Below are 8,603 nucleotides of genomic sequence, written 5' to 3' on the forward strand. Positions count from 1 at the left end.
AGGTTACCTGTGAAAGCCGTCCTCCATCCCGCCCGGGCCGTGGCCTTGGGTTTCCTGCTTGCGATTGTTATCGGCACATTGATTCTGATGTTACCGGCTGCCCGGCCGGATCACCAGGCCACGCCATGGATGGTCGCCTTCTTCACCTCGGTCTCGGCGGTATGTGTGACCGGTCTGGTGGTGGTCGACACCGGCACCTACTGGTCGGCCTTCGGCCAGGGCACGATCATGGCGCTGTTCCAGCTCGGCGGTTTCGGCATGATGACGTCGGCGACGCTGCTCGGCCTGATGGTCAACCGCTCGCCGCGCCTGCGCACGCGGCTGATCACCCAGGCCGAAACCCGATCGCTCGGGTTGGGCGACATATCGGGCGTGGCCCGGCTGGTGCTGGCGGTGACCGTGATTTCCCAGCTGATCATCGCCGCCATCCTGACCCTGCGGCTGCGTGTCGGCTACGGCATCAGCTGGGACGAGGCCGCCTGGAGCGGTCTGTTCCATGCCGTATCCGCCTTCAACAACGCCGGGTTTTCGATTCACGCCGACGGGCTGGTGCGCTACGCCGCCGATGCGCTGATCCTGCTGCCGATCATGCTGGCCATCGTCATCGGCGGTATCGGCTTTCCCGTGCTGCAAGACCTGCGCTACCGGTTCCGCGATCCCCGCCACTGGTCGCTGCACACCAAGCTGACCCTGACCGGCACCCTGGTCCTGCTCTTCGTCGGCTTTCTCGTCGTGCTTGCCTTCGAGTGGAATAACGCCAGGACCCTCGGCATCTTTTCGCCGGTCGAGAAGTTGCTCAATGCCATGTTCATCTCGGTGTCGGCACGCACGGCGGGCTTCAACGCCGTCGATATCGGCGCACTGACGCCCGAGACCTGGGCCTTGCACTATTTCCTGATGTTCGTGGGCGGCGGCAGCGCCGGTACCGCGGGCGGGGTGAAGGTCGGCACGGTGGCCGTGCTGGTCCTGCTCGTGGTTGCCGAGATACGCGGCCATACGGATACCGAAGCGTTCGGGCGGCGCCTCGGCGCCTCGGCCCAGCGCCAGGCGATCACCGTGCTGGCGATCGGCAGCTTGCTGGTGGTGCTGGGCACCTTGCTGCTGCTGCGCGTGTCGCATTTCCCGACCGACCAGGTGATCTTCGAGGTGATTTCCGCATTCGGAACCGTCGGCCTGTCGACCGGCATCACCGCCGACCTGCCCGTCGCGGGCCAGCTGGTGCTGACTTTATTGATGTTTTTCGGTAGGGTGGGCACGATCACGCTCGCCACTTCACTCGTGCTGGGCGAGCGCCGCATGCCTTACCGTTACCCGGAGGAGCATCCAATTGTTGGGTAGGATTTTTACGGAACAGTTCGCATTTTCCGCGAGCGACAGCGTCGTCGTCATCGGTCTCGGCCGTTTCGGCGGCGCCGTGGCGCAGTCCCTGGTCAGCCTCGGGCATGACGTCATGGGCATCGACCTCAAGGAGGAACTGGTCCAGGTCTGGGCAGACCGGCTGACCCATGCGGTGCAGGCGGATTCGACCAACGAAAACGTCATGCTGCAGCTGGGCGTGGCTGATTTTTCCCATGCGATCGTCGGCATCGGTTCCGACCTCGCGGCCAGCCTGATGACGCTGATGGTGCTGACCGAACTGGGCATCAAGGACATCTGGGTCAAGGCCATGACGCCCGAGCACGGCCAGATCGCGCAGCGCATCGGCGCCCACCACGTGGTCTATCCGGAGGCGGACATGGGCGCGCGGGTGGCGCACCTGGTGACCGGGCGCCTGATCGACTTCATCGAATTCGAGGACGGTTTCGGCATCGCCAAGATCCAGGCACCCGCCGAGACATACCATCGTACCCTGGCCGAATCGCATATCCGTTCGCGCTTCGGCGTCACCGTCGTCGGGGTCAAACGTGCCAGCGAGGATTTCCAGCATGCTTTGCCCGAGACGCTGATCCTCCCGGCCGACCTGTTGATCGTATCGGGCCCGACGCGCAAGATCGAGATGTTCGCCGCCGGCGCCAAGAAAAGCCAGCGCCGCTAGCGCGGCGGCCACGGCGCCTCGCCTGGACCGTGTTTACACTTGATTCCGAAAGGACCTTGCTTATGTCGTACATGTTGCTGATCCAGGAACCCGTCGGCCAGCGCGCCACGCGCAGCGAACCGGAGGGGCGCGCGCTGTACGAGCGCATGCTGCGTTTCGGCGACGCGCTGCGCGAGGAGGGCGTGCTGCTGGGCGCCCAGTCGCTGGCGCCGCTGTCGAAGGCGGCGCGCGTGACGGTCGAGGGCGGCAAGGCGCGCGTCGTGGATGGACCCTTCGCGGAAGCCAAGGAGATGATCGGCGGCTTCTATCACGTGGACGTCGCCACCCGCGAGGAGGCGCTGGCGCTGGCGGCCCGCTGTCCGGCGGCCGAGTGGGCGACCATCGAGGTGCGCGCGCTCGCGCCCTGTTTCGAGAGCTGACAATATTTTTTGCATGGCGTGTCGATTCCCGGCCCGCCCGTTCGTCGTGGTAATGCAAACCGGTTTGCACGGAGCGTCCGCTCCGGGCCGGCTTCTTTCAGGAGAACGAACATGCGCTTCATGATCATCGTCAAGGCCAGTCCCGAGTCCGAAGCCGGCGTCATGCCGAGCGAGGAATTGCTCAACGCGATGGGCGACTACCACCAGGAACTCGCGCGCGCCGGGGTGCTGCTCGATGCCAACGGCCTGCACCCGAGCAGCCGCGGCTGGCGCATCCGCTACAGCGGCAAGGAGCGCGGCGTCGTCGACGGGCCCTTCACCGAGTCCAAGGAAATGATCGGCGGCTACACCATGATCGGGGTGCGCTCGCGCGAGGAAGCCCTGGAATGGGCGCGCCGCTTCCCGAACCCGCGCGGCGAAGGCATGGACGCCGAGATCGAGGTGCGCCAGGTGTTCGAGCTCGACGACTTCGCCCAGACCGAAGCGCTCGAGCGCTTCCGCGAACTCGAAGCGGGCGCCCAGTCGCAGGCTTGAAGCGGCATTTCGACAATCACGGTCCAGAAAGGGAAAGACATGCACAAGCAGATTTTCGTGAACCTGCCGGTCAGGGACATCGACCGGACGCGCGCATTCTTCGGCAGCCTCGGCTTCACCTTCAACCCCCAGTTCAGCGACGACAAGGCGTTGTGCATGGTCATCGGCGAGCACATCTACGCGATGCTCCTGCAGGAAAGCTACTTCCAGACTTTTACGCAGAAGCCGGTGGCCGACGCCAGGACCAGCACCGAGGTGCTGACCTGCCTGTCCTGCGAGAGCCGCGAGGAAGTCGACGCCCTGGTGGCCAAGGCCGTTGCCGCCGGCGGCCGGGCGCCGAACGAGCGCAAGGATTACGGTTTCATGGTCTACCACGGCTTCGAGGACCTCGACGGCCACGTCTGGGAGCTGATGTACATGGACCCGAACGCGGTCCCGCCCCAGGCCTGATGCGCCAGGACGTCGACAGGGCGATCGGCGCGGTCTGGCGCATCGAATCGGCAAAGATCGTGGCCGGCGTCGCGCGCCTGGTGCGCGACGTCGGCCTGGCCGAGGAACTGGCCGGCGACGCCCTGGTCGCCGCCCTGGAAACCTGGCCGGCGTCCGGCATTCCCGACAATCCCGGCGCCTGGCTGATGCGCACGGCGAAGAACGCCGCGCTCGACCGCCTTCGCCGCGACAAGCTGTTCCAGGAAAAGCTGCGCGCGATCGGGCTCGACCTGGAAGCGCAGGAGGCCCATTACGTGCCCGATTTTGTCGACAGCCTGGACGACGCCCGCAACGACCTCGGCGACGACCTGCTGCGCCTGATGTTCATCGCCTGCCACCCGGTCCTGTCGCAGGAGGCGCGGCTGGCCCTGACCCTGAAGCTGGTCGGCGGCCTGTCCACCCACGAGATCGCGCGCGCCTTCCTGGCGCCCGAGCCGACCGTCGCCCAGCGCATCGTGCGCGCCAAGCGCACCCTGAGGCAGGCCAGGATCCCATTCGAACTGCCGCCGCCCGACGAGCTGGCGGAGCGCCTCGGGTCCGTGCTCGAGGTGGTCTACCTCGTCTTCAACGAGGGCTATACCGCCACCGCCGGCGAGGACTGGATGCGCCCGGCGCTGATCGAGGAAGCCCTGCGCCTGGGCCGGATGCTGGCGGCGCTGGCGCCGCGCGAGCCCGAAGCCCATGGCTTGATTGCGCTGATGGAATTGCAGGCTTCGCGCGCCGGGGCGCGGGTCGATGCCGCCGGGCGCCCGGTGCTGCTGCTCGACCAGGACCGTTCGCGCTGGGACGGGATCCTGGTCAGGCGTGGGCTGGCGGCCCTGGCGCGGGCGGAGCAGCTCGGCGGAGCGGCGGGCACGTACGCGCTGCAGGCCGCGATCGCCGCCTGCCACGCGCGGGCGCGCACGGCCGCGCAGACCGACTGGGCGCGCATCGCCGCCCTGTACGGGGAACTCGCCCGCGTCATGCCCTCGCCGGTGGTCGAACTGAACCGGGCGGTGGCGGTCGGCATGGCCGAGGGGCCGGCGGCCGGCCTGGCGCTGGTCGATGCGCTGGCGGGCACCGCGGCGCTGCGCGGCTACCAATGGCTGCCGAGCGTGCGCGGGGACCTGCTGGAAAAACTGGGAAGACGGGAAGAGGCGCGCGCCGAGTTCCTGCGGGCGGCGGCGATGACGGCGAATGCGCAGGAACGCGCGCTGCTGGAAGCACGGGCCAGCCGATAGGGTGGGCGGCCGCTGCGCGGCCGCCCACGCGGGGATCGTCATGGTTCGCGTACCGGTGACGATGATCTCGCCGCCAACGATCCCCGCGTGCGCACATCGGCCCGGGCCGATGTGCCCACCCTACATTGTTTTACTCGGCGTGGTGGGTCTTTTCGTACTCGTCCGCTTCCGCCTTGGTCGCGTGCACGATGCCGTCCGGATGCTCGGGCGGGGTGTAGAGGGTGTACAGGCGCATCGGCTCGGTCTGCGAGGTGTTGATGACGTTGTGTTCGGTGCCGGCCGGGATCACGACGGCGACACCATCTTCCAGGGCATGCTGCTCGCCGTCCAGGATGGCGACGCCTTCGCCCGCCTCGACGCGGATGAACTGGTCGTGGCCGGTATGGTGCTCGAGGCCGATCTCTTCGCCCGGCTGCAGGGTCATGATCACCAGCTGGCTGCGCTCGGTGGTGTACAGGACTTCGCGGAAGTTATTTCCCGCGAGCGTTTTTTGTTCGATGTTGATGCTATAGCCCGACATGATTTCTCCAAAATAAGTTGGCAGCGCATTCCTGGGCGCCGCGCCAACTTGATTGTATAGCACCGGCGCAGGGGCTGCCGGCCGGCCCGCTTCCGACCCCTGGCGTTCGCAGCCGGCCCGCGCCGCTCAGCGTTTCCAGCCGCGCTCGCGCGCCGCGCGCTCGGCCTGGGCGTCCAGGGCCGGCCCGGCGATGCGCTCGTCGATGGCTTCCAGCACCGCCGCCGGCATCTCGCTGGCGGCCTGCCGGTATTCGGTCGTGTCGGACGTGGTTTCCCTGAAGACCGGGATGCGCCAGTCGTTGCCCTGGTGGCAAGCCAGGCCGGCGCTGCCCCGCAGCTGGAAACTGCGGCAATACGCGCCGTCCCGGGCGGCGAAACTGGTGCCGATGCGCACCGGCCCTTGCCCTGGTTCGCTGGCCAGTTGGGTCGTCAGCGCCTCCGCCAGCGCCTCGCCGGCCATCAGTCGGCCCTGGGCGTCGGCGCTGACCCAGGCTTGTTCGCCCGTGCCGCCCAGCCAGGCGCTCCCGACCAGCACGCCGGCCACCAGCGAGGCGGCGATCGCGCCCCAGCGGGCCCAGGTCCGGCGCCCCGGCGCGGCCGGCTTCGCAGCCAGCCGCGCAGCCGCCGTCGCCTCCGACTGCGCGGCAGCCTGGCGCCGCGCTTCGCGGGCGGCATCGAGCGAGACGATGCTCGGCGCCGCGCGCTGCCGCAGGCGCTGGGGCACCGGCTCGTCCAGCACGCCGGCGTAGGCGCCGGCCACCTGGGCGCGCAGGGCGCGGTGGCGCTCGACGGCGGCGGCCACCTCCGGGTCGGCGCGCATTGCGCGTTCGATGGCGCCGCGCTGGGCCGGGTCCAGTTCGCCGTCGGCATAGGCCATCAGGGTTTCGTCGGAAAAGTTCATGTCACGGTCCTCGTCTCGTCGGACAACAGTTTTTGCAGGGCTTCGCGGGCACGCGCCAGGCGGCTGGTCAGGGTGCCGATCGGGATCTCGAGCGCTTCGGCGGCGTCCTTGTAGGACATGCCGTCGACCAGGACCAGGCCGACCACCAGCCGGTGCTCCTCGGACAGCAGGCTCATGGCCTTCTGCACCGCAAGGCGCTGGTGGTGCGCTTCGGCGGAATCGTCGCCGACCTGTTCGCCTTCCTCCTCGGGCGCGAAGACCTGGTCGCGGCGCACGCGGCTGCGCACCTCGTCGATCCAGGCGTTTTTTACGATGCGGAACATCCAGCTGTCGAGCCGCGTTCCTTCGGTAAACTGCTCGCTGCGGCCGAGTGCGCGCTCCATCGCGACCTGGACCAGGTCGTCCGCATCTTCCCGGTGAAAAGTGATGGAGCGGGCGAAGCGGCGCAGGCGCGGCAGCAGGGCGGCAAGATCGGTGGCAAGCATGTGGATGGCGTGGCTGGCATCGTGTGGTTCAGATTGGAATAACGACCGCAGCAGGGATTTTATTCCATCCCTCAAACGTTTTTCATGAAGAAACTTGTTTTATGATCGCGACCATGACCCGATGCCGACTGTTTCCTTCGCTGATGCTAAGCGCCGCGCTCTCCGCTTGCTGGTCGGCGCCGGCCGCCGCGCAGTTGCGCCTGCCTTCCCTGAACCTGCCGCAGATGGGCCAGCCGGGCCTGGAGCAGCTGACCCGGCCGGCCGAGCGCCTGCTCGACCGCGCCGTGCCCGGCGACCTTTCCAGCCTGCGCCTGGAGCAGGTACGCCGGCTGCTGGAACGCCATCCGGCCCTGGTCGAGCCCGATCCGCGCGGCGCGCCCGCCGTGCGGCGCGAAATCCTGGCCGGTTCGCCCAGTCCCGAGGCGCTGCGCGCGGCCCTTGCGCTTGGCATGACGGTGTTGCGCGAACAGCGTTTCGAGGAGCTGGGCGAAGCGCTGGTCGTGCTGCGGGCGCCGGAAGGGCTGCCGACCGCCGACGCGATCGAACGCCTGCGCGCGCTCGACCCCGGCGGCGTCTACGACTTCAACCATTTATATAGCGGCAGCGGTAGCGGTAGCGGCGGCGTTCCGGATGGCGCCGCGGCGGCGGGCGTGGTCGGCCTGATCGACAGCGGCGTCGACGCCAGCCACCCGGTGTTCGAGGACAGCGCGATCGAGCGCTTCGGCTGCGACGGCGCCACCCACCCGGCGCCGCACGGCACGGCGGTGGCGGCGCTGATGGTCGGCCGCGCCGGCCGTTTCGAAGGCGCCGCACCCGCAGCGCGCCTGTACGCCGCCGACATCTATTGCGACAGCCCGACCGGCGGCTCGGCCGAGCGCATCGTCGCGGCCCTGGCCTGGATGGCGCGCCGGCAGGTGGGCGTGGTGAACATCAGCCTGGTCGGGCCGGCCAACGCGACGCTCGGGCGCGCGGTGGCGGCGATGGTGGCGCGCGGGCACCTGCTGGTGGCCGCCGTCGGCAACGACGGCCCGGCCGCGCCGCCGTTGTACCCGTCCAGCTATCCCGGCGTGGTCGGCGTGACCGGCGTCGACCGCCAGGGACGTGCGCTGCCCGAGGCGGCGCAAGGGCCGCAGGTGATGTTCGCCGCGCCCGGCAGCCAAATGGTCAGCGCCGCGCCGGGCAAGCCGCCGTACCGTCAGGTGCGCGGCACCTCGTTCGCGGCGCCCCTGGTGGCGGCGCTGCTGTCGGCGCGGCTGCCGCGTCCGGACCGCCAGGGCGCCACCGAGGCAGTGGCGGCACTGGCGCGGCAGGCGGTGCGTCCCGAGCCCGCGGCGCGCGATGCATTGGGCTACGGCGTGGTCGGCGCCGGGCTGCGCATGGACCCGTCGCGCTTTCGCTGAAAATTTTTGGCGCTGTCACCGTTACCTGTTGGGTTAACTGAACTGTGGAGCCGGGGCGTGGTCTGAGCATGTATCCGGACCGGCGACGAGGCGACCATGCAGGCGGTAAAGTTCAAGCGGTGGATCGACGGCGTGAGCCTGCTGAGCGAGGGCCAGCGGCGGCAATTGCTGGCGCGGCTAAGCCCCGCGCTCGGCCTCGACCGGCTGCGCGCAGTGATCGAGGCGGCCACATCGTCCCGGCGCGCCTGTCCCGGCTGTGGCGGCGAGCGGCATCACAGGCACGGACGCGACCGCGGCCTGCAACGCTACCGCTGCTGCAATTGCGGCAAGACCTTCAGCGCCCTGACCGGCACGCCGCTGGCACGCCTGCGCCACCGGGGACTCTGGCTCGATTACCTCGAGCGCATGCTCGAGGCACAATCGGTGCGTGCCTCCGCCGCGACGCTTGGCGTACACCGCAACACCAGTTTCCGCTGGCGCCACCGCTTTCTCGCCTGGGCCAGGCACGATCGGCCGGCACTGCTGTCCGGCATCGCCGAAGCCGATGAGATGTTCCTGCTCGAATCGCAGAAAGGGTCGCGCACGCTGGATCGGCCGGCCC

11 protein-coding genes are annotated in these 8,603 nt (G+C 68.9%); 8 read left to right on the top strand and 3 right to left on the bottom strand.

Annotated elements, in window-relative coordinates; translation table 11 throughout:
* Nucleotides 1-9 precede the first annotated feature (9 nt).
* The 6 genes from RT688_RS20680 (at nucleotide 10) to RT688_RS20705 (ending at nucleotide 4,697) form a co-directional block, all read left to right on the top strand.
* Nucleotides 10-1,338 carry a TrkH family potassium uptake protein gene (locus RT688_RS20680; protein ID WP_313706722.1) on the top strand — a complete coding sequence of 443 codons (1,329 nt, stop codon included), beginning with the start codon at nucleotides 10-12 and terminating at the stop codon, nucleotides 1,336-1,338.
* Nucleotides 1,328-2,035 carry a TrkA family potassium uptake protein gene (locus RT688_RS20685; RefSeq protein WP_313706723.1) on the top strand — a complete coding sequence of 236 codons (708 nt, stop codon included), beginning with the start codon at nucleotides 1,328-1,330 and terminating at the stop codon, nucleotides 2,033-2,035. The genes RT688_RS20680 and RT688_RS20685 overlap by 11 nt, the downstream gene beginning before the upstream one ends.
* 62 nt (nucleotides 2,036-2,097) lie before the next feature.
* Nucleotides 2,098-2,454, top strand: a complete 357-nt coding sequence (locus RT688_RS20690) for a YciI family protein (protein ID WP_313706724.1) — start codon at nucleotides 2,098-2,100, stop codon at nucleotides 2,452-2,454.
* Nucleotides 2,455-2,565: 111 nt separating this feature from the next.
* On the top strand, nucleotides 2,566-2,988 hold the full coding sequence (locus tag RT688_RS20695) for a YciI family protein (RefSeq protein WP_313706725.1): 423 nt from the start codon (nucleotides 2,566-2,568) through the stop codon (nucleotides 2,986-2,988).
* Between the two features lie 39 nt (nucleotides 2,989-3,027).
* A complete protein-coding gene (locus tag RT688_RS20700; RefSeq protein WP_313706726.1) occupies nucleotides 3,028-3,438 on the top strand; it encodes a VOC family protein in 411 nt (136 codons plus the stop codon).
* Nucleotides 3,438-4,697 (top strand): RNA polymerase sigma factor, encoded by a 1,260-nt coding sequence (locus RT688_RS20705; protein ID WP_313706727.1) that lies wholly within the window; start codon nucleotides 3,438-3,440, stop codon nucleotides 4,695-4,697. Before RT688_RS20700 ends, RT688_RS20705 begins: the two co-directional genes overlap by 1 nt.
* A 130-nt stretch (nucleotides 4,698-4,827) precedes the next feature.
* Here RT688_RS20705 and RT688_RS20710 read toward each other — a convergent pair whose 3' ends face one another.
* The 3 genes from RT688_RS20710 to RT688_RS20720 form a co-directional block, all read right to left on the bottom strand.
* Nucleotides 4,828-5,217 carry a cupin domain-containing protein gene (locus RT688_RS20710; RefSeq protein ID WP_313706728.1) on the bottom strand — a complete coding sequence of 130 codons (390 nt, stop codon included), beginning with the start codon at nucleotides 5,215-5,217 and terminating at the stop codon, nucleotides 4,828-4,830.
* 126 nt (nucleotides 5,218-5,343) lie between these two features.
* Nucleotides 5,344-6,117 (bottom strand): hypothetical protein, encoded by a 774-nt coding sequence (locus RT688_RS20715; protein WP_313706729.1) that lies wholly within the window; start codon nucleotides 6,115-6,117, stop codon nucleotides 5,344-5,346.
* On the bottom strand, nucleotides 6,114-6,602 hold the full coding sequence (locus RT688_RS20720) for an RNA polymerase sigma factor (RefSeq protein WP_313706730.1): 489 nt from the start codon (nucleotides 6,600-6,602) through the stop codon (nucleotides 6,114-6,116). The genes RT688_RS20715 and RT688_RS20720 overlap by 4 nt, the downstream gene beginning before the upstream one ends.
* A 113-nt stretch (nucleotides 6,603-6,715) precedes the next feature.
* Here RT688_RS20720 and RT688_RS20725 point away from each other — a divergent pair, with 113 nt between their 5' ends.
* Together RT688_RS20725 and RT688_RS20730 are read left to right on the top strand one after the other, a co-directional pair.
* Nucleotides 6,716-8,002, top strand: a complete 1,287-nt coding sequence (locus RT688_RS20725) for a S8 family serine peptidase (protein ID WP_313706732.1) — start codon at nucleotides 6,716-6,718, stop codon at nucleotides 8,000-8,002.
* A 96-nt stretch (nucleotides 8,003-8,098) separates the two neighbouring features.
* Nucleotides 8,099-8,603, top strand: a 505-nt coding sequence (locus RT688_RS20730; protein ID WP_409521963.1) for a transposase, incomplete at its 3' end; no start/stop codon positions are given.

It is taken from the genome of Massilia sp. (assembly GCF_032106685.1).
GTDB lineage: Bacteria > Pseudomonadota > Gammaproteobacteria > Burkholderiales > Burkholderiaceae_D > Telluria.